The sequence below is a fragment of the Mesorhizobium sp. M8A.F.Ca.ET.161.01.1.1 genome, assembly GCF_004792105.1.
Taxonomy (GTDB): domain Bacteria; phylum Pseudomonadota; class Alphaproteobacteria; order Rhizobiales; family Rhizobiaceae; genus Mesorhizobium.
The window spans coordinates 219,025-240,537 of the sequence record NZ_SRTD01000004.1; the positions used below are offsets into that span (position 1 = coordinate 219,025).

Genomic DNA, 21,513 nt, shown 5'->3' on the forward strand with positions numbered 1-21,513 from the left:
GAAATGTCAGTGAAAACTGGCCTGGTTTGGGGGAACCGCCATGTTTGAAAGCCTGATCGGCCTTGTCGCCATCATCGCCTTGTTCGTCATCATTTCGCGCCAGCAGAGCCGGATCGGTCTGATCGAGCGCGAGCTTGGCGCGCTGCGCAGTCTCGTGCTTTCGGGCGTCGTGCCGCCCGTGGTCAGGCTGTCGGACCAGGAGGCGGCCGAGGGCAAGGCGCACACGTCATCGGTGTCCGCGCCCGCGGCCGACATCGCCCCGGCAGCAATCAGCGATCCGGCACCCGCGATGGTACAGGCCATGGAGGTGGAAATCCCGGCCGGCGAGAGTGTGCCCGGTCCCTGGAGCGCGCCCGAGGCAGCACCGGAAACGCCGGAGGTCGTGCCGGCCGCGGCCGCCCAGGCCGCCCGGCAGTCCGATGTCGAAACCGCGCTCGGCACGCGTTGGGCGGTCTGGGTCGGCGGCATCGCGCTTGCTCTCGGCGGCTTGTTCCTGATCCGCTACACCATCGAGGCCGGCATTTTCGGACCCGGCGTGCGGCTCACCATGGCGGCTGTGCTCGGGTTGGTGCTGGTCGCCGGCGGCGAGTTCATTCGCCGCACCGGCTTCAAGGTGCCGGTGCAAGATGTTGCCGGCGCCTATATTCCGGCGATTCTGACGGCGGCCGGTGCCTTCATCCTGTTCGGCACCGTCTATGCCGCCCATGGCATTTACGGCTTCATCGGCCCGGCTCTTGCCTTCACGCTGCTCGGTGCGATCGGTATTGCGACCATCGCCGCCGCGCTCGTCCATGGCCAGGCGCTGGCTGGCATCGGTCTTGTCGGCGCTATGGTGACCCCGGTGCTGATCGCTTCGCAGGCGCCCAGTCCCTGGGCATTGTTCGGCTATCTCGCCATCGTGCTCGCGGCCACCGGCGTCATCGCCCGCATGCGCGACTGGCAAGTGCTGATGGCGGCCGCCTTTTTCGGCACCGGCATCTGGACCATCCTCTACATGACCGACGCGCCGGGCGCGGACCTCTCCGCCATCCTGTTCATCGACGCCGTCACGCTGGCCGTGCTGGCTCTTGTCTGGCTGAGCGGTCGGGGCAGCGAAGCGGAAAGCGGCTTCGACTGGCCATCGATCGTGCCGGGGGCTTTCATCGCGTTTTCGGCGCTCGGCCTGTCGGTCGACGCGACATTTGTCGCGGCAGGCTATGCCTTGCCAGGCGCCTTGGTTCTCGTCGCCCTTGTCGCCACCGCATTCTTCCGACCGCGCGCGGTGCCGCTGCTGCACGCAGCCGGGCTGGTCACGGTGATGATCCATCTCGGCATCATTCCGCCCACCACCATTGGCTCCGATTTCTCCCAGGGCAATCTGGGCTTTGACGGCTTGCCGGTGGCGGCCGGAAATGCCTTGACGCTGCGTATCGGTATTGGCCTCGGCCTTGTCTTCGTTGCCGCCGGCTTGTGGACCGCCCGCCGCTTTGCCGCCTCGGTGTGGATCCGGGCAGCCTCGTGGGCAGCATGGGGCGTCATCGCGCCTCTGGTCATCCTGCTGGCGCTCTGGCTCACCTTCGGCAATCTCGACCGTGATTTTGCATACGCCGCGGTCGCGGCCCTGCTGGTCGTGATCCTCGCCGCCGGCGGCGAATGGATCGCGCGGGCCGAGGAACCACCGTTCAAGGGCGGTGCCGCAGTGTCGTTTGCCTTGGGTGGCGCAGCAGTCGCCGGCCTCCTGATGCTGCATATGGCTTTTGATTCCGGCTGGACCACCACCTTGCTCGGCGCCGCGGCGATCGTGCCGGCGCTCGCCACGCGCTGGCGCTCTTATCCTGTGCTCGGCTGGATTTCAGTCGCCGCCGTCATCACGGTGCTTGGCCGCGTCGCCTTCGACCCGACGATTGTCGGCGCCGGGTTCCTGTCAACGACACCGGTCTTCAACTGGTTGCTGCCAGGCTATGGCGTGCCGGCGCTCGCCTTCGGCTTCGCGGCCTGGCAACTCGCCCACACCACCAATGGCCGACCGCGCCTCGCCATGGAGGCCGCGGCGGCACTGTTTGCGCTGCTAACGCTCGCCATGCTGGTGCGCCACGCCATGCATGGCGGCGTCATCAACAGCGATGCGCCGACGCTTGCCGAACAGGCGATCTACACGCTGATCGCCATCGGCGCTGGTGCCATCCTGATCGCCATCGACCGGCGCTCGCCAAGCTCGGTGCTGCGCTATGGTTCGATGGCGGTGGGCGTGGTCTCAGTCGCCTTCGTCGTCATCCAGCATTTCCTGGTGCTCAATCCGTTGTTCACCGACGAATCGACCGGTCGGATCCCGGTTTTCAATCTTTTGTTCCTGGCCTATCTCCTGCCGGCCGTCGCCGCTGGCGGCCTGGCGCTCTATAGCAGGGGCAAGCGGCCGAAATGGTATTCGGCCATGCTGGCGCTGGTGGCGGCGCTGCTTGCCTTCGCCTATGCCACGCTCTCGGTGAGGCACCTGTTCAAGGGCGAGTTCATTGGTTTGTGGAGCGGCCTTGGCCAGTTGGAGACCTATACCTATTCGGCACTCTGGCTGGTGATCGGCGTGGCGCTGCTCACGGCTGGCGTCTGGCTGAAATCGCAGGTGCTGCGTATTGCTTCGGCCGGGCTGATCGCGGTCGCCGTGCTCAAGGTCTTTCTGTTTGACATGTCCGAACTCGAAGGTGTGCTCAGGGCGCTATCCTTCATCGGCCTTGGCGCGGTGCTGATCGGCATCGGCCTGTTCTATCAGCGGCTTTTGACGCGGGCGGCGAAGGAAAAAGGCTAATCGCCCGCGAATCATTGGGTTTTCTTGCCGGTCGGGAATAAACCGGCAGCAGCCAGCGTTATCTCGTTGCTTGGGTGACCGGAGCGGCGGACCGCTTCGCGCTGGCCGCTTGCGCCGTGCCGGGAAGGCGCGTTCAATCGGAATCAACAAGGGCGACCTCAGAACCAGCGGTCATGGACGAAAAGAAGGCAGCAATCCTTGGCGAAATACCGCGCCTGCGCCGCTACGCACGCTCGCTTCTGCGCGACCGTGATTCTGCCGACGACCTCGTTCAGGACTGCCTCGAGCGCGCACTGTTGCGGCTCGACAACTGGCAGACAGGAGAGAGCCCCAGGAGGTGGCTGTTTACGATCATGCATCATTTGTTCATCGACCAGATGCGCAAGGTGAACCGCCGCGGCGAAGCGGCGATGCTGCCGCTCGAGGCGGGCGAGGCGGTTGCCCAGCCGCCCGAACAGTTGGAGGGCATTGCTTCGCGCGAGATCATCAACGCATTGCAGGCGATCAGCCCCGATCGCCGCGCGGCCCTGGTCATGGTCGCCATCGAGGGATTTTCCTATGCCGAAGCCGCCAACATTCTGGGTGTGCCCGCGGGCACGCTGATGTCGCGCATCGCGCGTGGGCGTGAGGAACTGCGCGGGTTGCTGGACGACACAGCGCGCCGCCGCGCCATAAGGATCGTCGAGAAATGATCCGCCGCGATTTTTCCGAACGGGACATTCACATGGCGCTCGACGGCGAACTGCCGGCCGATGAGCGTGCCGCCTATGATGCCTGGCTCGATGCCAATCCGGAGATGAAGGCGAGGAGCGTCCGCTTCACCGCCGACCGCGAGGCATTGCGTGCCGCCTTTGCCGGCGTGCTGGATGAGCCTGTTCCCGCGCGCTTGCGCAAGGTGGTGCTCGGCGAAGCGCCTGTTAAGGCAGCGGTGCCACGCTCGCGCTGGTGGCTTGCCGCCGCCGCGGCGGTGTTTCTGACCACGGGCGGATTTGGCGGCTACTTTGCCGGCATCGGCGGACTCGGGCAGGAGGATCCGGCGGAGGATCGGCTCGCCGAACAGGCGATCGCCGCCCATGTCATCTATGCCGCCGAGAAGCTGCATGCGGTGGAAGTGCCGGCCAGCGACAAGGATCATTTGCAGACCTGGCTGTCCAACCGGGTCGGCCTGAAGCTGGTGGCGCCGGATCTGAGCGCGAACGGGTTCCAATTGGTTGGTGGCCGGTTGCTGCCGGCCGGTGAAAGCAAGGCGGCAATGCTGCTCTACGAAGACGACAAGGGCGAGCGCATATCCCTCTTCGTGACGGCGGAATCGACGGAGAATGCCAAGGGTACCTACGCTTCGGCTCAGGAGGGTCCGCAGGCCGTCTATTGGCTGGACAAGGGCTATGGCTGTGCCGTCGTCGGTTCGCTGCCGCGCGAGCAATTGGCGGCCGTGGCGAAGAGTGCGTATGGGCAGCTTCTGGCCGGTCTCGCCAGTTGAGCCGGCGGCGATCTCGGCTTGAAACAGCGATTCCGTTCAAAGCTTGTCAGCTTCCCTGCCGCCGCGGAAACTGTCACAATTCGGCCCTAATCAAGGAGCGATAGCGCTTGATGAATACCGGCGCTTCGGCCGGTGTTTGCGACGCTTTGACTGGGGCCGTTTCCGCAACGCAATCGAGGTTTTCTCAAGCCGCATGCCTGCCGAGATCCGCACGGCCCGCGCGTCTGACGTCGATGACCTCGCCGCCATCGAGAAAGCTGTGTTCTCGAGCGACCGCATTTCCCGCCGCTCCTTCCGCCAGTTCATCGAGCGCGAGACCGCCGAGACGCTGGTCGCCGAAATCGATGGCCGCGTCGGCGGTTACGCGATCGTGCTTTTTCGCAAGGGCAGCGGCGTGGCACGGCTCTATTCCATAGCCGTCGGACCGTTTTTCGGCGGGCTCGGTATAGGCCGCCAATTGCTGTCCGCGGCCGAAGAGGCAGCCTTCGAACACGGCCGCATGATGCTGCGTCTCGAAGTGCGCGAAGACAATGGCCGTGCCATCCGCATCTACGAGCAGGGCGGATACCGCAAGATTGGCCGGGAGCCGGGTTACTACGAGGACGGCGCGACGGCGCTGCGCTATGAGAAGACCCTGCGCGGCGACCTTCCGGTCGCCACCAGGGTGCCATTCTATCAGCAGACCTGCGAGTTCACCTGCGGTCCATGCTGCCTGATGATGGCCATGGCCAATTTCGATCGTGGCTTCGTACCCGACCCGGTGATGGAAATCCGACTCTGGCGCGAGGCGACGACCGTCTTCATGATGTCCGGGCCGGGCGGCTGCGAACCATTCGGTCTGGCTGTCTCGGGGTATGAAAGCGGGCTCGCGGCGGAAATCTTTGTTTCCTTCTACGGCGCGTTGTTCCTGCAATCGGTGCGTAGCGAGGACAAGCGCCGGATCATGGAATTGGCCCAGGTCGACTTTCGCCGCCGAGCGGAACTTTACGGTATCCCGGTGAATTACCGTCCGTTCACCATCGACGATATCAGGGCGGCTCTCGCCGGGGGCAAACTCGTGCTGGTGCTGATCAGCGGCTTCCTGATGTTCGGCAAGAAGGTGCCGCATTGGGTGCTGGCCATCGGCGATGATGGCGACCATATTCTGATCCACGATCCGTGGGTCGAGGATGAAAGGCAGGAAACCATCCTTGATGCCGCCAACATTCCCGTGCCTTACGGCATCTTCATGAACATGGCGCAGTTCGGCCGCGACGGACTGCGTGCCGCCATCACTTTGGGAAAGAGATAATGACCTGGGTCATTCTTACCGGCAGGCAAAGCGATCTCGACCAGGTGGCGACACCGCACAAGATCATCACCAATCGCGACTATCTCGCGCATCCCTCGCTGTTCCGCGGCCAGCGGCCGAAGGTCATCAACCTGTCGAACAATTACGGCTACCAGAGCCGCGGCTATTACGCGTCGCTGCTGGCGAGTTCGCGCGGCCACAAGGTCATCCCGACCGTCGAGACGATGATCGACCTGTCGGAGCGCAAGCTCTACGAGCACGCCTTGCCGGAACTGGAACTGGCGCTCAACAAATGCCGCAAGGACCTCGGCGGCGTATTTCCGGCGAAGGTCTGCATCTTCTTCGGCATCGGCCCGTCCAAGGTCTGGGACCGTTTTGCCAAGCTGTTGTTCGACTGGTTCCGGGCGCCGGCGCTCGAAGTCCACATCAAGGACAGCGCCGAATGGGCCTCGATCCGCAAGATCGGCTTCCACCCGCTGGCGCGGATGACCGAGGACGAGGAAAAAAGCTTCATCCAGTGCCTGGAGACCTACACCAACCGAGAGTGGCGCGACACCAAGGGCCGGACGCCGGCGCGCTACACCTTCGCCACGCTGGTCGATCCGCATGAGGAATTGCCGCCGTCGGAAATCTCCTCGCTGCGCTACTGGGCCAAGATCGCCGAAAAGATGGGGGTCGAAATCGAGCCCATCACCAGGAAGGATCTCGCCAAGCTCGCGAATTACGACGCGCTGTTCATCCGCGAGACCACCTCGATTTCCAATCACACCTATCGTTTCGCCCGCCGCGCCCAGCAGGAAGGCATGCCTGTCATCGACGACCCGCTGTCGATGATCCGCTGCACCAACAAGGTCTATCTCAACGAACTGATGGCCTACAACAAAGTGCCGGTGCCGCCCACGGTGATGATCGCCGGCGCCTCTGATCTCGAACTCGCGGCGCAGACGCTGGGTTTTCCCCTGGTGTTGAAGATCCCGGATTCGTCGTTCTCGCGCGGTGTCAAGAAATGCGCCAATTTCGAGGAACTGAAGACGCTTGCCACCGAATGGCTCGAGGATTCCGATCTTCTGATCGCGCAGAAATTCATCCCGACCGAATATGACTGGCGCGTCGGCGTGCTCGGCGGCCAGCCGCTGTTTGCCGTGCACTATCTGATGGCCAAGAAGCATTGGCAGATCGTCAACCACAAGGCCAATGGCAAGCCCGACCAGGGCGGCATCAAGACCTTCACGCTGAAGGAGACGCCGTCTCATGTCGTCGAGACGGCGGTGAAGGCGGCGCGCTGCATCGGCGACGGCCTCTACGGTGTCGACCTCAAGGAGACCAAGGACGGCGTCTTCGTCATCGAGGTCAACGACAACCCCAACCTCGACCATGGCTGGGAGGATTCCGGCGAGAAGGACGAAGTCTGGGTGCGGTTGACGCAGTGGTTCCTGGAGCGGCTGGACAGGCCGGGGCGGTAATCGACCGAGGGAAGAGATGCTGTTCATCGTCATCGAGGATTTCACCGGCTGCGACCGCAAGGAAATCTATCGCCGGTTCCGCGACCGGGGCCGCCTGAAGCCGGAGGAGCTTGTCGTGCATCATAGCTGGATCGCGGCCGATATGAGCCGCTGTTTCCTGCTGGTGGAGGCCGATGATGTCACGCTCCTGCAGCGATGGGTCATCGAATGGGCTGATCTGGTCGAGTTCGAGATCGTGCCCGTGGCGACCAACAAGGACATGGTGGTGGCCTTGAGCGGGCACCTCTAGCCATCGCCCTCCTGGGTCAGCGCAGCGCCGGGGAGTCCACGGCGCGCCGGCATTCATCGATCAGCCAAGCGCGGAACGCGGCCACGACATCGCGCCTTGCGCTTCGCTCCGGGACAGTCAGGCAGTAGGGCTGTCGCAGGGCGATTGCGCTCGCGGCGGGCCGCACCAGCCTGCCGTCCTCCACCGCCTCGGCACAGTAAATCCCTTGCGCCAGCGCCACGCCCAACCCCGAAATCGCGAGGTCGAGGGCCGCGCGCGACGAATTGGCCGACAGGCCGCGCCGCAATGCCCGGCCAGATTGGGCATTCGTCGCCTCGAACCAGTTGCGCCAGGACGGAAACGAAGCACCGGTCGGTCCCCAATCCGTGTGGATCAGCGGCAGCCCGGCGAGCGGCTCGCCGCCTGCCTTGATCATGCCGGCAAGCTTTGGCGCGCAGACCGGATAGACCGCGTCCCTGGCAATATCCTCGGTCGGATGTTCGCGATAGTGCGGACCGTAGGAGAGCCTGATGTCGATCAGTTCGCGGTCGAACGGCACCGGGTCGTCATCGCCCCGCACCGATATGTCGGCGGCGCCATGGCTTGCGACGAAGCCGGCCAGACGCTGCGAAAGCCAGCCCATGGCCATGGATGGCGGCACCGATACGACCAGACGCGGGCGGAATGCATCGCCGCCCAGTTCGCGCGAGACGCTGCCGATCTCCTGGAAAGCCACGGTCAGCCGCGGCAACATTTCCACGCCCGCCTCGGTGAGGACAACGCGCCGGTTGATCCGCTGAAACAGCTTGCGGCCCATCTGCTCCTCCAAGGTGCGGATAAGCTGGCTGACGGCGGCAGCCGAGACCGAAAGTTCTTCCGCCGCCGCGGCAAAGCTGCCCGTACGTGCGGCGGCTTCGAAAGCCTGGAGCCCTTTCAGGGATGGGGATGTGACCATGATCGCCAGATAGATAAGCTTAGCTTATCCAAATCGCAGGAATCGTCGTTTTTGGAAAGCTTTTTCGCGGACTAGAGTGGTTTTCATCAATCTCCAGCCTGGATCGAAGCCGATGGACCATCGCGACATCATCGCGTCGCTGACGACAGAAGAGCGCATTCGCCTGACGGCCAAATCCGATGTCGCGGGCCTGTTCCAGCTCGGCGCTCACTTGGGTGCGATTGTCATCATTGGATCGCTGATCGCGGCCGAGGTGCCGTTCTGGCCATTGCTGATGCTGCCGCAAGGCATCCTGATCGTGTTCCTGTTCACGCTGCTGCACGAGTCGGTTCACCGAACGGCTTTCAATACGCAGCGGCTGAATGACGGCGTGGCGCGGCTGTGCAGCCTGGCCATCGGGCTGCCCGCCGACTGGTTCCGCTACTTCCACTTCGCTCACCACCGGTACACGCAGGATCCGGAAAACGATCCCGAGCTTGCCTTCCCGAAGCCTGAGACCTTGCGGCAATACATTGTCCACGTCTCGGGCCTGCCGGTGTGGTGGGGGCATTTCAAGACGCTGTACACCAATGCGCGTGGGGACTGCCACGATAGCTATGTGCCGCCAAAGGGCCTGCCCAAAGTGCGCGCCGAGGCACGTGCGATGATCGGGTTCTATGTCGTGGTCCTGGCGCTTGCCATCTGGTTCGAGGCAACGGTGCTGTTCTATGTCTGGATCTTGCCGGCTCTGCTCGGACAGCCATTCCTGCGGCTTTATCTGCTGGCCGAGCACGGCCGCTGCCCGTTCGTCGCGAACATGCTGGAAAACACCAGGACGACGCTGACCAATTGGGCGGTGCGCAAGCTGGCCTGGAACATGCCGTTCCATGCCGAGCATCATGCCTATCCCGGCGTGCCGTTTCACCAATTGCCGCGGTTTCACGCGCTGATCGAGCGGCACCTGAAGGTGGTCGAGCCCGGCTATGTCAGCTTCCACGAGAAATACCTGGAGACGCTGCGCTGACCTTGCGCCGATGCGTTAGCCGGTCTGGCTGCGCGGCGCACGCGCTTTCAACAGACGCTGGATGTCAGCCGCCTTCGACGGCACGCCGATCAGATAGCCTTGCGCCTCGACACAACCGTTGTCGCGCAGCATGTCGAGTTGCCTCTCGGTTTCGACGCCCTCGGCGGTGACGACGATGCCAAGTTCGGTGCCGAGACCGATGATGGAGCGAACGATCGCCGCCGTGTCGCGATTGCCCATGTCGCGAATGAATGATCGGTCGATCTTGATCTTGTCGACCGGAAAACGCCTGAGGTAGCCGAGCGAGGAATAGCCGGTCCCGAAATCGTCCAGCGCGATGCGGATACCGAGCTCACGCAACTGGCGCAGCGTTTTCAGCACGGCCTTGCTCTCGTCCATCAGTACGGTTTCGGTGATTTCCAGTTCCAACTGTCCGGCCGGGACGCCGGAAAAAGCCAGCGCCGAGATGACGGCGCGGGCAAACCCGCTGCTTTTGAGCTGCACCGCCGAGACATTGACCGCAATGCGCAAACCCGGCGGCCAGCTAGCCGCCGTCGCGCAGGCTTTCCTCAGCGCCCACTCGCCAAGCGGCACGATCAGCCCTGTCTCTTCGGCGACGGGAATGAAGTCGTCCGGCACCACCTTGCCGCGCGCCGGCGAATGCCAGCGCATCAAGGCCTCCGCGCCGATGATCTCGCCCGAGGCGATGTTCATGATGGGCTGGAAATCGAGATCGAACTCCTGGCGCGGCAGCGCGGTCTCCAGGTCGACTTCAAGCGCCCGCCGGGCCTGCACGGCGGCGTCCATTCCAGGTTCGAAGAAGCGATAGAGGTTTCGCCCTTCGCTCTTCGCCCGATAGAGCGCCGTGTCGGCGTTCTTCAGCAGCGTGTCGGCGTCACGGCCATCGGCGGGGAAAACGGCGATGCCCAGGCTGACGCCGACATGCATCTCGCGGCTCTTGTCGCGAAATGGTTTTGCGATTGCCTCGACGATGTGCTTCGCCAATTTCTCGGCATCGGCAATGCCCACGGAGTTGGATTGGATGACGACGAACTCATCGCCGCCGAAACGGGCGATCATGTCCGCATCGTTGCGCAGGCAACGCAGCAGTCTTTCGGCTACGCTCTTCAACAGCCAGTCACCGGCAGGGTGTCCCCAGGTGTCGTTCACAGCCTTGAAACGGTCGAGGTCGAGCGAGAAGATCGCGAGCGGCGTAGCGGCCACATCCTCCAGCGCATGGTCGAGCCGTTCGCGAAACATCGATCGGTTCGGCAGCCCAGTCAGCGTGTCGTGATGCGCAAGATGGGTCATGCGCTCTTCGGCCAAACGGCGTTCCGTGACGTCGTCGAACGTCGCCACCCAACCGCCGCCACTCATCGGCTGGCGCACGACCAGAATCGTCCTGCCGTCGGCGAGATGGCGATACGTCGAATGCATTTTTCCCGCCCGCCGGCAGGCTTCGGTCTTGGCGACTTCGCTGTCGACGTCGATCTTCGTGTAGATGCCGAGTTCCAGCAATCGTTCGAGGGCGTCGCGGTGCGTCGTTCCAAGCGGGAAGTCGGCCGCCGTGACATTGTACAGTTCCAGAAAACGCCCGTTGCGCACGATCATCTTGCCGTCGGCGTCGTACATCAGCAGGCCTTGCGACATGTTGGCGAGCGCGGCGTCGAAGCGGCGATGCTGCTCCTTGAGATCCTGCTCGGCGCGCCGCTGTTCGGTGATGTCCTCGTAGATCGAGACCCAGCCGCCCGAAGCCAGCGGCCGGTGCGAGATAAGGATGATGCGGCCGTCCGACAGGACTTCTTCGTAGGCCGAAGGTTTCGCCTGGTCGATATAGGGCTTGCGGATGGCGTAGAGCTCATCGGCGCTTTGCGAGGCGACGCCGAGGTCGACGCTATGGCGCAGGATGTCGATGAAGCGGATGCCTGGCCGCATCACCTTGGCATCGAGGTGGAAGATGTCGATGTAGTTGCGGTTGCAGATGATCATGCGTTCATCGGCGTCGAACATGCATAGGCCATGCGACATGTTTTCGACAGCGGCTGAAAAGCGTTCGTTCTGCTCGCGCAGCTCATCTTGCATGCGGCGAGAGTGTTCCACGCCTCCGGCCGCCCGTTCCGGGACGACCGAACCATCCTTGACATCCACGACGGGCATGAGGCGCCCCTGCGGTGCTTGATCGAACACCACACTGTTGACGCTTCCGGTTAATTTAGCGTTTTCTACCCTAGCGCGGATGTCGCAACGTGATGTCTTGACGTCTCGATCGCCGAAAACCGCTTCAGGAAGGCATTCTGCGCCGAGGTCACCGAGCGTGGCGCGAAGTCGAAGCGCTCCGCGGAAAAACCGCGCGGGCGGCCGAAGAACTCCGTCGCCTCGGCGCTCGAAAAGCCGGCGAGCAGCGTTGCCTCGAAATAGGCGGCGATCTGGTCGGCGCGCTTGATCTCCTTGCGCAGGACGGCGGCCGGTTCGGGAGGCAGCGAGAAACGCAGATGGATGGCGCGCTGCAGGCGCAATTCGCAATCCTTGTAGCTGCCGCCCATCACCGACTTGAATGGCGAGATCATGTCGCCGATGACATATTCGGGGGCGTCGTGCAGCAGCGCCGCCAACTGGTCGTCGGCCGAAGCCTGGGGCACCAGTTCGTTGAACAGCGCCTCGACCAGCAGCGAATGCTGGGCGACGGAAAAGGCGTGCTCGCCGCGGGTCTGGCCATTCCAGCGGGCAACGCGGGCAAGCCCATGCGCAATGTCCGAGATCTCGATGTCGAGCGGCGAGGGGTCGAGCAGGTCGAGCCTGCGGCCTGACAGCATGCGCTGCCAGGCGCGTGGTGGCGCGCCGGCGCGGTCCGCCGCCATCAGGTTTCCTCCGTGCCGGCGGCATCCTGCGGGAAACTGAATTTGGCCCAGGCAGGAATGGTGAGCGTCACCGGAGCATCGGCCGCCAGAATCGGTTGGCCAACGTCCAACGCCGCCTTGACCCTGTCTATGCGGGCAATGGCGAGCCCTGATGTGCCGGCACTTGAGCCGAGCGTGCCGACCGACCGCCCCTCGACAGTCAGTTCGGTGCCGACGGGGGGCAAGGGAAGCCCGGCCTCGACAATCAGCACGCGCCGCCTGGCCGTGCCCCGATGCTGCATGCGCGAGACCACCTCCTGGCCGACATAGCAGCCCTTCTTGAAGCCGACACCGCCCATCTCGTCGAGCAGCACGTCATGCGGGAACGCATCGCCGAGTGCATAGTCGGGTCCGCTCTCGGCAATGCCGTGGGCGATGCGAAAGGCCTGCCACGCGGCGATGTCGCCGGTATCCGCGGTGCCGGCATAGAAGCGCGTGACGCCTTCGTCGCCAAAGCGCCTGTCGGCGACCGCGGTTGAATCACTTTCTGAGGCGATTGATTCCTTTCCCCACGCGACGGTGACAAGCGTTTGTTCCGACTTGGCAATCTCGACCTTGGCGCGAAGCTTGTAGAGCATCAGCCGGCGAATGAAATCGTCTGAAACGTCGGCACGGCATTCGATGCGGAAGGCGTTTTCGCCGGCCCGCGAGATCAGGAAGTCGAACAGGATCTTGCCTTGCGGCGTCAACAGCGCGCCCGGCTTGGCCTCACCATTGCCAAGCGCATCGAGATCCGTGGTCAGGATGTTTTGCAGAAAGTGTTCGGCATCCGGGCCGGAGACGATGATGAGCGCGCGGTCTTTCAGCAGGGCAAAGGGCATGGGGCGGATAAAAGCCTGATCTTGCAAAACGGTTGGCCATTACGTAAGCCGCTGACACTCCCCCCGCAAGAGAGCATCACCATGACCTACGACCTCATCCTGACAGGCGGCACAGTGGTCAATCATGACGGCGAGGGGCTGCGCGACGTCGGCGTGACGGGCGGGCGCATCGCCGCGATCGGCAATCTGCGCCAGGCCTCGGCTGGCGAGACGATCGACTGCCGGGGCCTGCATATCCTGCCGGGCGTCGTCGACAGCCAGGTGCATTTCCGCGAGCCGGGACTGGAGCACAAGGAAGACCTGGAAACGGGTTCGCGCGCGGCGGTGCTGGGCGGTGTCACCGCCGTGTTCGAAATGCCCAACACCAACCCGCTGACCACCAGCGAGGCAACGCTTGCCGACAAGGTCCGGCGCGGCAGCGGCCGCATGCATTGCGATTTTGCTTTCTGGGTTGGCGGTACCCGCGACAACGCCAGGGACGTCGGCGACCTCGAACGTTTGCCGGGGGCCGCTGGAATAAAGGTCTTCATGGGCTCGTCCACCGGCGACCTGCTGGTCGAGGACGATGAAGGTGTCGCCTCGATCCTGCGAAACACCCGCCGCCGCGCTGCTTTTCATTCGGAGGACGAGTTCCGCCTGCGCGAGCGCCTGGACGAGCGCATCGAGGGCGACCCGTCATCGCATCCGGTCTGGCGTGACGAGATCGCCGCCTTGCGCTGCACCGAAAGGCTGGTCCGCATCGCGCGCGACGTCCGCGCCCGCATCCACGTCCTGCACATCTCGACCGCCGAGGAAATACTGTTCCTCGAACAGCACAAGGATGTCGCGACCTGCGAGGCGACACCGCACCATCTGACGCTGAGCGCCGACGACTATGCGCGCCTCGGCACGCTGATCCAGATGAACCCGCCGGTGCGCGACAAGCGCCACCGCGACGGCGTCTGGCATGGCATTGCGCAGGGCATTGTCGACGTGCTCGGCTCCGACCACGCGCCGCACACATTGGCCGAGAAGGCAAAATCCTATCCGGCTTCACCCTCGGGCATGACCGGCGTGCAGACGCTGGTGCCGATCATGCTCGACCACATCAATGCCGGCCGGCTGACCCTGCAGCGCTTTGTCGATCTCTCCAGTCATGGCCCGCAGCGCATCTTCGGCATGGCCCGGAAAGGCCGCATCGCCGCCGGCTACGACGCCGACTTCACCATTGTCGACATGAAGCGGCGCGAGACCATCGCCAATGCGCAGGCCGGCTCGAAAGCCGGCTGGACACCCTATGACGGCAAGCAGGTGACCGGCTGGCCGGTCGGCACCGTCATCCGCGGTCAGCGCGTCATGTGGGAAGGCGAAATCGCCACGCCGGGCCAGGGCAGGGCGGTGGAGTTCTCCGAGGCGCTGCCTGGTTAGGCAACCAGTGGCTGTGCGTCACGTCTTTGATTTTTAAGCGTTCCACACTATGTTCAAGGCATTATGCAGGCACATAGCGCGCCTATGATTGACCCCGCCGAGTTTCCAGAGCTGCAAGCGCTCTTGTGGAATCGCGATGCCGCGCGACTGATCCCGGCCAACGAAGCATTTGCGTTGTACGAGCGCAATTGGCGCTTTGTCGATCAGACACGGCTTACGACGCGCGAGAAATTGCTTATCCAGAATCTCGCCAGCGAATTCGGTCACGGTATCCTTCTGACTGCCGGCTGAATTGTCCTCCTGTGCTGGTTTTCGCCTCGCATTTGCAACCTCAAAACCGGACATTTCGCGAGCGGAAGCCATGAAGGAATTCAGAAAGCCGGAACACAGGATTATCGCTGAAGCCCTCGCGCTTATGGACCGCGATTTCCTGACCGCAGCCCAATGCTGGTTCGGTGGCGGGACGGCGATTGTGTTGAAATTGGGCGAGTATAGGCGGTCGTTGGACGTCGATTTTCTGTGCGCGGACGTCGACGGCTATCGCCAATTGCGAATGTCAGCAGTCGAACGCGGTGTAAGGGCATTCTTTCCTGAACCAGTCGAAGCTGTACGGGATTTTCGGATTGATCAGTATGGCCTGAGGACCGTGGTAAAGTTGAGGAGGCAATTGATCAAGTTTGAAATCGTTCGTGAAGCCCGCATCCCATTGCAAGGTCGTTTCGACGACGATCTAAATGTACCTTCTTTGACCCCCTCGGACATGTTCGCCGAGAAGTTATTGGCGAATGCCGATCGATGCCAAGACCGTGCTGTCGGCTATCGCGATGCTATTGATCTGGGGATGTTGATCAGCGCCTACCGGGAGATCCCGAGCGACGCTGTAGCCAAGGCCCAGGCTGCATATGGACAGGATATCCAGCGCAAGGTTGTTTGGGTGGTTAACAAGCTTCGGGATGCGGAAGAGTTGAATTACGCAGCCGAGATCCTACTGATGGAGGCTGACATGGCTTGCGGCGCCATTTCGGCTCTTCGAAATGAGAGCATTCGCATTTGGCCTGATGCTGACATCAGCGAAGAACCTGCCAGCCCGCTCAAATAGCAACATCGTCTGCGATGCTTGCATCCTGACGCAACCAGGCAGGCGATGGCTTCAATCGCCGGCGACGAAGAAGGTCCATTGTCCGGCGGGTGTGATGCCGACGCGATAGAAGATGTAGGCGCCGAACTGTTTCATGTCGTCGAAATCGCCGGCCGTGACGATCTTGAACAGCTCGACCCGCTGCTTGGCGTCGAGTTTGTCGAGCGGCAGCGCGAAGAAATACGGCCAGACATAGAGTTCCTGTGGCGTGCCCGCATCGACACGGACGTAGCCGGCGGAGAGCACCTCCTCCAGAATAGCCAGGATCTCCTGGCCGTCAGGGTCGCCCGACAGCGCTTTGAGGAAGGCGATGGCGTCGCCATCGATATCGGCAAGCGACAGTTGGGTCATGCTGTCGCCCTTGCCGATCAAGGGCCTGAGCTTCTCGATGTCGCCGCTCTTGCAGGCTTCGATGATCAGGTCATGCATGCGCCGCACCGGCTCGGGCAGCTTGCCGAGGTCGTAGACGACTTCCGGCAGGGGCGCCTCGGGATCGACACGCGGCCTGTTGCTGCCGCCATCCGACGGAGTGTCAGGCTCCGCGGCGTCGGGAGCGGCCGGTTGGCTGCTCGAAGGCGATGTTCCCACCGGGTCAGGCATCGGAACTGTGCTTCCGGGCGTTGAACTATCGCCATCCGTCGACGGTGTGACCGGCGAGGGGAGTTCTTCGTTTTTGATCTCGCTCAGTGCATAGGCAGGGCTGCTGGCCAGGCACGTCGCCAAGGCAATCGCGCCACAGCAAGCAGCGAGGCGGATGTAGAGGACAAGGCCCTTCGGCCTGCCTGACATCGGAAAATTCACTGCCCGTATCTCCCTGCTCCGGGCATGGTGCCCGATCGGCATCCAATCGTCAAAGAACCTGATATCGGTTCAGTGCCGCAGCCGCTCGGGTTCGAAGGCGCCAGCAATCACTTTTTCACGCATACGGTCCAGCAGGGCAAGGGCCGAGGTCTCGCCATTGGCGCGCAGCATTTCGCCGAATGCCGTTTCGAGTGCCGCCTCGGCAATGATCTCGGGCTCGATGCCGGCCGAAAGGCCTTCCGCCCAGGCTTCGCTGTGGCTCTCAACCGCCGTCAGGCGCTTCTCTTCCCTGACCAGCGCGTCGATGTCGTTGGCAGCATGTTCCATAAGCGATGTCCACCCTTTCAAGCGGCAACCCATCAGTGTGGATCAGGCTTGATCTGTTCCATTCATAGGCAGCTCCAAGTAAGTATCTGTAAATACGACATTTTTTAGATCGTCTGTTACAGGGGCCGACTGTGTTTGGCGAAGCTGCGTTTCAACCCGGATCAAACTTAGCCGATTAGGCCGGCCTGCGGGGCGAAAACCTTCAGTTTGAGTTAATTCCGCATTCGCGTGGTAACGTTTGATTAACGCTGTTGCAGAAGTGCAACATCAGGATTGCACCAAGACTTAGACAGGCACAAGCCGGATATGGCGATCATCGGTCGCGACGGGCCTGATATCTGTTGATGGATGCTCAGTTGCCATAACGCGAGGCGATGTCGCGCGACAGCGTCTCACCTTCCTTCATATAACGGCTGATGGCTTCAGTGGCCGAAGCGGTGCACTGGGTGTAGGTGCCGCCGAAGGAACGATAGCCGCGGTTGAAGCTGGCGATGAAGCGGGCGCGGCGTTCCGGGTCAGGGTTTTCCGAATCGAGCAGTTTTTCCATCTCGTCCCGCCACTGGTCGCCTTTCTCCCCGCACAGATTGCGCAGGAAATGCAGTGACCCCAGAACTTCCGCCAGCCGCATCAGCCCCGGCTCGAACGGCGACTCGGCACTGAAGGCAGGCCGCGCCGGGACAGCCGCGCTGACAGCAAGGCAAATGGCGAGGAGTATTGACGGACGGTTCATAAATCTTCTCTGCCCGACGGCTTAGGCCGTTATCGTCTGTCGAACGGCTTAAGCCGTCATGGCTGGCGAGACAACATAAGCCTTGTGACGAAACAATTTGTCTCCTGCAAGGCGATTTTCAGTGACGGCTCAGTGGGTCTGAAGGGGACCGAGGAGTTCCTCTGCGACCGCGAATACCGAGCCGACAAGCGGCAGCAGGGTCATCTCCTTGAGTGTATAGAAGGCGGCTGTCTCGGCGTCGTCGCTGGCCACGGCCTCGCCACCGGCATAGGCGCCGCCGAATACCGTGAGCAGATAGTCGACTGGGTGGCTGTCGTCCCTGCCGTCGATGTGGATTTCCCGAAGCGGCCGCAAGCCGGTGGCGCGCAAGCCGGTCTCTTCCATCAGTTCACGCCGTGCCGCATCCTCCAGCGTCTCGTCGCCTTCGACCTTGCCGCCGGGAAAGGCGTAGAGCCCTTGCGAAGGCGGCCTTGCCCGTTTCACGAGGAGTATGCTGTCCCCCCGCACGACGGCGACCGAGACGGCGGGAAGTGTCTTTCGTGCTTCGTTCATGATCAGGCTCATTCGCGGGCCGGTCTGTTGTGGACCGCCCGGTAAGAGGAAGCATTACCGGTTGCGCAACACCGGTTCCATAGCCACTTTCGGAGCCGAACCATTCGAAAGGCTCCATCATGTGCGGACGTTTTGCCTTGACCGCCACGCCGGACCGGACCGCCGCCTTCCTGGGCCTTGCCGAGCTCGAAGATTTCCCGGCCCGCTACAACATCGCGCCGACGCAGCCGGTCCTGATGGCGACTGCTGGCGTGCCGCGGGCTGCAGGCTCCAACCTGCCGGATCGGCAGCCGATGCTGGTGCGCTGGGGGCTCCTTCCTGCCTGGGTCAAGGACACCAGGGAGTTTCCGCTGCTGTTCAACGCGCGCTCGGAAGGCGCAGTCGAAAAGGCCTCGTTCAAGGCCGCCATGCGCCATCGCCGTGCGCTGGTGCCGGCATCCGGCTTTTACGAGTGGCGGCAGACCGGAGGCAGGAAGGGGCAACCCTATTGGATCCGGCCGCGGCATGGCGGATTGGTCGCCTTTGCCGGCCTGATCGAAACCTATGCCGAGCCGGGCGGCTCGGAGATGGACACCGGCGCCATCCTGACCGTCAACGCCAACGCCGACATCGCCCATATCCATGACCGCATGCCGGTGGTGATCGATGTCTCCGACTTTGCCCGCTGGCTGGATTGCCGGACGCGCGAACCGCGCGATGTCGCCCATCTGCTGCGGCCGGCACAGCCCGATTTCTTCGAGGCGATCCCTGTCTCCGGCCTTGTCAACAAGGTCGCCAACACCGGACCGGAGATTCAAGAGAGGGGCGAGGTTGGGCCGGAACCCGAGAAAGTCAGGCGCCAGAAACCCGGCGCGGACGACAGTCAGATGACGCTGTTCTAGCGAAGCCAGTCGGGGTCTTTATGTTCAGGGCGCTTGTTCGCGCCCTCGGTGTCGGCCGGGGCGCCGCTTCAGGCGGCGCGGGGCGATACGATCTTCTGCGCCGGCTTCTTCTTCTTGGCGGTGTGAAGAAGGGCGGCGACGATGGCTGCCGGACCGATCGCACGATAGTGGTTGGCCAGCGCCGGTTGCTTGGCGCGATTGGCTTCCTGCTTGCTTCGAGGCATGTTTCTCTTCCCAGATAACGTTTTCGTGTATGCGACTTGGTCGCCGAATCCGACCAAATCGTGACGCTTGCTGATCTAGCCGGCGAATGTTTCATGACTGTGCCGACATGTTTAATAAAATGTTTCATTGGCTGATTCCGTGTAATCGGGCGATGCGTTTGCCAGCCCTCGCGATGTTTTTCCCGGGATCAGCGACTTGACGGCAACACTGGTCGGGGCGATAAAGCCGCCCATGAAAACGTCTTTCGCCATTTGTGGCATTTGCATTATTGGCTAGCCTCGCGCTGGTCCGGACGTTTTCGCCTCATCTTCCCCAGATTGGACAAACGCCCCGGCCAGCAGGCTGGAGTCTGATTTGCGCCTCGGCGCGGGGCTGGCTCCATCCAGACAAGAAGTTCTGAAACCGGGAAGGCTTGGAATGTCTGACGCATCGCAGGGCCTGCGCCTCTACAACACGCTGACGCGCGCGAAAGAGGACTTCGTGCCGATCGATCCGCGAAATGTGCGCATGTATGTCTGCGGCCCGACCGTCTACGACTTCGCCCATATCGGCAACGCCAGGCCGGTCATCGTCTTCGACGTGCTGTTCCGTCTGCTGCGCCATCTCTATGGCGAGACGCACGTCACCTATGTGCGCAACATCACCGACGTCGACGACAAGATCAACGCGCGCGCGTTGCGCGATTTCGGCGGCGAGATATCAGCCGGCACACTGTCGCTCAACGAAGCGATCCGGCGGGTTACCGAAAAAACCGCCGACCAGTTCCACAGGGACGTCGCCACGCTTGGCTGCCTGGAGCCGACGGTCGAGCCGCGCGCCACCGAATTCGTCGAGCCCCGCGCCGACGGCAAGGCGGACATGATCACCTTGATTCAAAGCCTGATCGGACGCGGCCATGCCTATGTCGCGGCGGGCGAAGTTCTGTTCGATACGGCGTCGATGCCGGACTATGGGCAATTGTCGAAACGCAATCTCGACGAGCAGCAGGCCGGCGCCCGCATCGCCGTCGACGCCCACAAGAAAAACCCCGGCGATTTCGTGCTGTGGAAACTGTCTTCGGCCGAAGAGCCGGGCTGGCAAAGTCCGTGGGGCAGGGGCCGGCCCGGCTGGCATATCGAATGCTCGGCCATGTCGGCTGCCTATCTCGGCGAGGTCTTCGACATCCATGGCGGCGGCCTCGATCTGATCTTCCCGCACCATGAGAACGAGATCGCCCAGTCGCGCTGCGCCCACGGCACGTCGGTCATGGCCAATGTGTGGATGCACAACGGCTTCCTGCAGGTCGAGGGCCAGAAGATGTCGAAGAGCCTCGGTAATTTCTACTCGATCCACGAATTGCTGGAGACCGACACTTTTGGTGGTCGCAAATGGCCGGGCGACGTGCTGCGGCTGGCGATGCTGATGACGCATTATCGCGAACCGATCGACTTTTCCGTGCGCAAGCTGGAGGAGGCGGAAAACACGCTGCGCAAATGGAAACGAGCGGCGGATCTGGCGCCGGCCGCGGGAAGTCGGTTGCCGGTGGAGGTGGTGGAGGCGCTGTCGGATGACCTCGCGACCTACGCGGCCTTCCAGCAACTGACCCAGCTTGCAGGCGAGGCGACCGAATTCAGCGGCGTTGGCGAAAATGGCGCTGCGGCTTCCTTGAAAACCTCGCTCGCATTCCTCGGTTTCGACGTCGGCGCGGCTAAGGTCGACGAGGTCGCGATCGCTCAGGCCATCGCCAGGCGCCTGCAGTTCATCGCCGCGAAGAACTGGGCCGAGGCCGACCGCATCCGCGATGAACTGCTGGCCAAGGGAGTGCAGCTGAAGGACGGCAAGGACCCGGTCACCGGCGAGCGCATGACGACGTGGGAGATCAAGCGGTGAGAGTGGTTGCTGTTATGGCCGGAGTGGAGAGGTTGGCGGGCCGTAGAGAGCTGATCTCGACAGTCCAATGTGCCGGCAGCCCGCCAAGGCTGCTGCGCTTCTGGAACGACGACGTGATCCGCGATATCGACAATGTCTGCCAGCACATCGTCATTGAGGCCGGCCTGGCCAATGCCGAAATGCCGGCGAGCGAACCGGCAATGGAGGAGCTCGTTCCATGATCGACCATCTCGGCATCACCGTGTCTGATTTCGACAATTCAAAAGCCTTCTACGACAAGGCGATGGCGCCGCTCGGTGCCTCGCTGCTTTACATGGTGCCGCAGGAATACACCGGTGGCGCCAAGGTCGGCGGTTATGGCCGCGACCGGCCAGTGTTCTGGCTGAGCGCGGCCAGCGAAAAGCCCCGAGATCACCAGCACGTCGCCTTCACCGCGCGCAGCCGCGCCGAGGTCGACGCCTTCCATGCCGCCGCCCTTGCAGCCGGCGGCAAGGACAATGGCGGACCGGGCCTGCGCCCGCACTATCACCCCAACTACTACGGCGCCTTCGTCTTCGATCCCGACGGCAACAATGTCGAGGCGGTCTGCCATGATCCGGAGTGAGCCCATGGATCGGAGTGAAAGT

23 protein-coding genes are annotated in these 21,513 nt (G+C 62.8%); 14 read left to right on the plus strand and 9 right to left on the minus strand.

Going from position 1 to position 21,513, the window contains the following annotated elements; translation table 11 throughout:
* Positions 1 to 40 precede the first annotated feature (40 nt).
* The 6 genes from EN804_RS12570 (at position 41) to EN804_RS12595 (ending at position 7,302) form a co-directional block, all read left to right on the plus strand.
* The gene (locus EN804_RS12570; RefSeq protein WP_135919607.1) at positions 41 to 2,779 is read left to right on the plus strand and encodes a DUF2339 domain-containing protein; all 2,739 of its coding nucleotides are present in this window, start codon (positions 41 to 43) and stop codon (positions 2,777 to 2,779) included.
* A gap of 173 nt (positions 2,780 to 2,952) precedes the next feature.
* Entirely contained in the window at positions 2,953 to 3,471 is a 519-nt protein-coding gene (locus EN804_RS12575) for an RNA polymerase sigma factor (protein WP_127276227.1), read from the plus strand.
* Entirely contained in the window at positions 3,468 to 4,259 is a 792-nt protein-coding gene (locus EN804_RS12580) for an anti-sigma factor (protein ID WP_135919609.1), read from the plus strand. Before EN804_RS12575 ends, EN804_RS12580 begins: the two co-directional genes overlap by 4 nt.
* Positions 4,260 to 4,452: 193 nt before the next feature.
* Positions 4,453 to 5,550, plus strand: a complete 1,098-nt coding sequence (locus EN804_RS12585) for a peptidase C39 family protein (RefSeq protein WP_127871387.1) — start codon at positions 4,453 to 4,455, stop codon at positions 5,548 to 5,550.
* Positions 5,550 to 7,013 carry a RimK family protein gene (locus EN804_RS12590; protein ID WP_127280355.1) on the plus strand — a complete coding sequence of 488 codons (1,464 nt, stop codon included), beginning with the start codon at positions 5,550 to 5,552 and terminating at the stop codon, positions 7,011 to 7,013. The genes EN804_RS12585 and EN804_RS12590 overlap by 1 nt, the downstream gene beginning before the upstream one ends.
* Before the next feature lie 16 nt (positions 7,014 to 7,029).
* The gene (locus tag EN804_RS12595) at positions 7,030 to 7,302 is read left to right on the plus strand and encodes a DUF3303 family protein (RefSeq protein ID WP_127871388.1); all 273 of its coding nucleotides are present in this window, start codon (positions 7,030 to 7,032) and stop codon (positions 7,300 to 7,302) included.
* 16 nt (positions 7,303 to 7,318) lie between these two features.
* Here EN804_RS12595 and EN804_RS12600 read toward each other — a convergent pair whose 3' ends face one another.
* A complete protein-coding gene (locus tag EN804_RS12600; RefSeq protein ID WP_135863744.1) occupies positions 7,319 to 8,236 on the minus strand; it encodes a LysR substrate-binding domain-containing protein in 918 nt (305 codons plus the stop codon).
* A gap of 112 nt (positions 8,237 to 8,348) precedes the next feature.
* Between EN804_RS12600 and EN804_RS12605 the strand changes: the two genes are divergently transcribed.
* Positions 8,349 to 9,239, plus strand: a complete 891-nt coding sequence (locus EN804_RS12605; protein ID WP_135919611.1) for a fatty acid desaturase family protein — start codon at positions 8,349 to 8,351, stop codon at positions 9,237 to 9,239.
* A 15-nt stretch (positions 9,240 to 9,254) separates the two neighbouring features.
* Here the strand turns inward: EN804_RS12605 and EN804_RS12610 are convergent, their stop codons facing one another.
* From EN804_RS12610 to EN804_RS12620, 3 genes are all read right to left on the minus strand, one after another.
* The gene (locus EN804_RS12610) at positions 9,255 to 11,396 is read right to left on the minus strand and encodes an EAL domain-containing protein (protein ID WP_135919613.1); all 2,142 of its coding nucleotides are present in this window, start codon (positions 11,394 to 11,396) and stop codon (positions 9,255 to 9,257) included.
* 65 nt (positions 11,397 to 11,461) lie between these two features.
* Positions 11,462 to 12,097 carry an HD family hydrolase gene (locus EN804_RS12615; RefSeq protein ID WP_127871392.1) on the minus strand — a complete coding sequence of 212 codons (636 nt, stop codon included), beginning with the start codon at positions 12,095 to 12,097 and terminating at the stop codon, positions 11,462 to 11,464.
* The gene (locus tag EN804_RS12620; protein WP_127278320.1) at positions 12,097 to 12,957 is read right to left on the minus strand and encodes a folate-binding protein YgfZ; all 861 of its coding nucleotides are present in this window, start codon (positions 12,955 to 12,957) and stop codon (positions 12,097 to 12,099) included. Before EN804_RS12620 ends, EN804_RS12615 begins: the two co-directional genes overlap by 1 nt.
* A 75-nt stretch (positions 12,958 to 13,032) precedes the next feature.
* Between EN804_RS12620 and EN804_RS12625 the strand changes: the two genes are divergently transcribed.
* The 3 genes from EN804_RS12625 (at position 13,033) to EN804_RS12635 (ending at position 15,463) form a co-directional block, all read left to right on the plus strand.
* A complete protein-coding gene (locus EN804_RS12625; RefSeq protein WP_189524517.1) occupies positions 13,033 to 14,364 on the plus strand; it encodes a dihydroorotase in 1,332 nt (443 codons plus the stop codon).
* An 84-nt stretch (positions 14,365 to 14,448) separates the two neighbouring features.
* Positions 14,449 to 14,655, plus strand: a complete 207-nt coding sequence (locus EN804_RS12630; RefSeq protein ID WP_245511629.1) for a hypothetical protein — start codon at positions 14,449 to 14,451, stop codon at positions 14,653 to 14,655.
* A 70-nt stretch (positions 14,656 to 14,725) separates the two neighbouring features.
* Positions 14,726 to 15,463, plus strand: a complete 738-nt coding sequence (locus tag EN804_RS12635; protein WP_135919617.1) for a nucleotidyl transferase AbiEii/AbiGii toxin family protein — start codon at positions 14,726 to 14,728, stop codon at positions 15,461 to 15,463.
* A 51-nt stretch (positions 15,464 to 15,514) separates the two neighbouring features.
* Here EN804_RS12635 and EN804_RS12640 read toward each other — a convergent pair whose 3' ends face one another.
* From EN804_RS12640 to EN804_RS12655, 4 genes are all read right to left on the minus strand, one after another.
* Positions 15,515 to 16,303, minus strand: coding sequence for a hypothetical protein (locus tag EN804_RS12640; RefSeq protein WP_189524509.1), 789 nt, complete (start codon positions 16,301 to 16,303; stop codon positions 15,515 to 15,517).
* A gap of 69 nt (positions 16,304 to 16,372) precedes the next feature.
* Positions 16,373 to 16,630, minus strand: a complete 258-nt coding sequence (locus tag EN804_RS12645) for a hypothetical protein (RefSeq protein ID WP_015318556.1) — start codon at positions 16,628 to 16,630, stop codon at positions 16,373 to 16,375.
* Positions 16,631 to 16,982: 352 nt separating this feature from the next.
* A complete protein-coding gene (locus EN804_RS12650; RefSeq protein WP_127278315.1) occupies positions 16,983 to 17,360 on the minus strand; it encodes a TIGR02301 family protein in 378 nt (125 codons plus the stop codon).
* Positions 17,361 to 17,489: 129 nt separating this feature from the next.
* Positions 17,490 to 17,912, minus strand: a complete 423-nt coding sequence (locus tag EN804_RS12655; protein ID WP_135863754.1) for an NUDIX hydrolase — start codon at positions 17,910 to 17,912, stop codon at positions 17,490 to 17,492.
* 119 nt (positions 17,913 to 18,031) lie between these two features.
* Here EN804_RS12655 and EN804_RS12660 point away from each other — a divergent pair, with 119 nt between their 5' ends.
* On the plus strand, positions 18,032 to 18,793 hold the full coding sequence (locus EN804_RS12660) for an SOS response-associated peptidase (protein WP_135919620.1): 762 nt from the start codon (positions 18,032 to 18,034) through the stop codon (positions 18,791 to 18,793).
* A 68-nt stretch (positions 18,794 to 18,861) separates the two neighbouring features.
* On the opposite strand, the gene EN804_RS12665 is transcribed toward EN804_RS12660, so the two are convergent.
* Positions 18,862 to 19,017, minus strand: a complete 156-nt coding sequence (locus tag EN804_RS12665) for a hypothetical protein (protein WP_015318552.1) — start codon at positions 19,015 to 19,017, stop codon at positions 18,862 to 18,864.
* A gap of 418 nt (positions 19,018 to 19,435) precedes the next feature.
* Here EN804_RS12665 and cysS point away from each other — a divergent pair, with 418 nt between their 5' ends.
* Genes cysS through EN804_RS12680 form a run of 3 tightly spaced genes read left to right on the plus strand, consistent with a single transcriptional unit; the run spans position 19,436 to position 21,491 of the window.
* Positions 19,436 to 20,887, plus strand: coding sequence for a cysteine--tRNA ligase (gene cysS, locus EN804_RS12670; protein WP_127871399.1), 1,452 nt, complete (start codon positions 19,436 to 19,438; stop codon positions 20,885 to 20,887).
* 32 nt (positions 20,888 to 20,919) lie between these two features.
* The gene (locus tag EN804_RS12675; RefSeq protein ID WP_127871400.1) at positions 20,920 to 21,108 is read left to right on the plus strand and encodes a hypothetical protein; all 189 of its coding nucleotides are present in this window, start codon (positions 20,920 to 20,922) and stop codon (positions 21,106 to 21,108) included.
* Positions 21,105 to 21,491: a VOC family protein gene (locus tag EN804_RS12680; protein ID WP_127871401.1), complete on the plus strand. Its 387-nt coding sequence runs from the start codon at positions 21,105 to 21,107 to the stop codon at positions 21,489 to 21,491. Before EN804_RS12675 ends, EN804_RS12680 begins: the two co-directional genes overlap by 4 nt.
* Positions 21,492 to 21,513 lie beyond the last annotated feature (22 nt).